A 2,096-nucleotide genomic window follows, 5' to 3' on the forward strand; every position below is an offset into this window, starting at 1 on the left:
AAAAAAAGAGAATACATAAATAGTATTAGTGAGTATGAATTTGATCGATGCTTTTTAAATAACAATAGGTTATAAAATAAATGAAAAATCTAAAAAATATGTTGTTAAAACTAAAATGTCTTGGTTTTGGGTTGGAATTGAATCTCAACTGGGAGATACAAAAAGATCAAAAACTGTTAAGCAATGGGAGCGGTATTAATAATAAAGGGAGGAAAAAAGAGTAGCCAACAAAGACCCGTTGACGCTGACTCAGGAACCCCTACGTTTTGCCTTTGGCAAAGCCTCGGGGCCCCCTTTTGAGATCAGCTACTAGTCTGACGGTAAAGGCCGTTCAAATACTGGTAGAAAAGCTCTACATACGGTTCAGAATCGATTATTTCATCTAAAAGGCTATCAGGTATCACAACACCTCTCAAAATGCCGTGTGAATCGATTAAACGCATTCCAGCCATTACCTTAAAAGCATGATAATTGTCAGATAGTGAAAGATCGGAAAACTTCAAAGCGTACTTGCAGACCTCAAGGAAGCCTTCAATTGGATCATGAAGCGGCCGCACATCAACAATGTAAGAATCGCCAGTTATTGCTTGCCACTCTTTGGAAAGTAAAAACTGATTTGGCTTTTCAGAACATAACCAGATCATATGAACGTGTGGATGCCAGCCGTTACCCCGGTTAGTTACTTCGACGGAATGAAAGCCACCAGCTGACTTTGAAAACTCGTTAGAGGAAATAAGACCTTTCAAAGCATTCCGCCTTGATTCAGTCATTTTCTTCATTGATTGCCGCAAATGGTTAACTCGTTCGTCCAGGTCAAGACCGTTCTTAACGGTTAAGGTGACCAGGTAAGGTGTAAGGCTTGGCCGCTCAGCAATGACAAGCTGATATTTTTCAAGATATGCCTTAAGCATCTTTGCACCACGCCGAATGGCACACATAGGACAAAGAAGATGTTTTTTGCAGAACTGGGCAGCGTGAAGCCTAACCTCATCAATTCTGAAATAGTGACGAAATACCAAGTAATTAGCGCAATTCGCTAATTTGTTCGACATTTTGACATCTTGTTGAACAATACAGTATTCTTGCATCTCCAATGCTCGAAGGCGTGCAGTTGAATACCGTTTCAATTTCTCCGGCATTCCTTTGTAGCCTACCGTCCCCTTACTAACTTCCGCCGCCAAGCTATCAGTTGTAAGGGGATTTTTCATCCCTGAATCCATAAGTTAAAAACTCCCGTTTTTTGCCTTCTTTAAACCTCTGCAACCCGCTCCAGTATTGACGCTACCGCTTTAGTTCTATGTATCAAGTATATTAGGGGCTTATTTCCGGCCGCCTTTGCCAGAAGTTGCTACCCCGTTCAAAGTCGAAGATTCAAAGATCTGAGTAATACGCTGCTTATGCTGCTGTTGTTCGTTCTGAACTCGCTGAAGAGTCTTGATTTGATTTTGTAACATAGGAAGAGACAATTCGACCAAGTTAGAAATAATCTTGGAAATAGGACTACCACTTAAAAGACTAACCTGCTTCAAAACGTTGTACTGCTCATCAGAGAAGCTGATAGTCACACGGGGCTTAGTAAATGCCATAATTAAAATCTCATTGGTGTAGTTGGTGTAATGAAATACTACTACATTAATAAATAGACCGCAATACAGCAAAAAAAACAGCATAATAATTTTAGTCTTGAATGCGTTAACCTATTGATGTATAATGGTTTTATGATGAATTTTTTCTAAAAACCGCTTTGACTTTTAGCAGGAAAAGTACCAAGGCGCTCCGCGCAGCAGGGCGCAGCTTCGCCCGCGCCCTCTGCAGCACACGCGCTTCTGAATAAAAAGACGTACAAAAACACAGACACAAACACACACGTATTCAATAACAATAATTATATTGTGGTTATTGAGTTAAGTTAGGAACTGCAAACCAATTCCTTTTCCTGCTAAACAAAAAAGAAAGGTTAAAACAACACTAAGCCTGTTGCTTAAGCGGGGATACAAACTCAAAAAAAGAGAATACATAAATAGTATTAGTGAGTATGAATTTGATCGATGCTTTTTAAATAACAATAGGTTATAAAATAAATGAAAAATCTAAAA

The 2,096-nt window shown here is 39.2% G+C and carries 2 protein-coding genes; both read right to left on the reverse strand.

Going from position 1 to position 2,096, the window contains the following annotated elements; translation table 11 throughout:
• Positions 1–302: 302 nt before the first annotated feature.
• The gene (locus BLU57_RS15595) at positions 303–1,208 is read right to left on the reverse strand and encodes a protein rep (protein ID WP_143027017.1); all 906 of its coding nucleotides are present in this window, start codon (positions 1,206–1,208) and stop codon (positions 303–305) included.
• A 111-nt stretch (positions 1,209–1,319) separates the two neighbouring features.
• The gene (locus BLU57_RS15600) at positions 1,320–1,586 is read right to left on the reverse strand and encodes a hypothetical protein (RefSeq protein WP_090322929.1); all 267 of its coding nucleotides are present in this window, start codon (positions 1,584–1,586) and stop codon (positions 1,320–1,322) included.
• Positions 1,587–2,096: the final 510 nt, after the last annotated feature.

The sequence above is a fragment of the Nitrosomonas oligotropha genome (assembly GCF_900106555.1).
Lineage (GTDB): Bacteria > Pseudomonadota > Gammaproteobacteria > Burkholderiales > Nitrosomonadaceae > Nitrosomonas > Nitrosomonas oligotropha_A.

Bases quoted from the DNA above. Each gene is read 5' to 3' on its own strand.
- BLU57_RS15595 (WP_143027017.1), bottom strand. From the start codon at position 1,208: ATGAAAAATCCCCTTACAACTGATAGCTTGGCGGCGGAAGTTAGTAAG.
- BLU57_RS15600 (WP_090322929.1), bottom strand. From the start codon at position 1,586: ATGGCATTTACTAAGCCCCGTGTGACTATCAGCTTCTCTGATGAGCAG.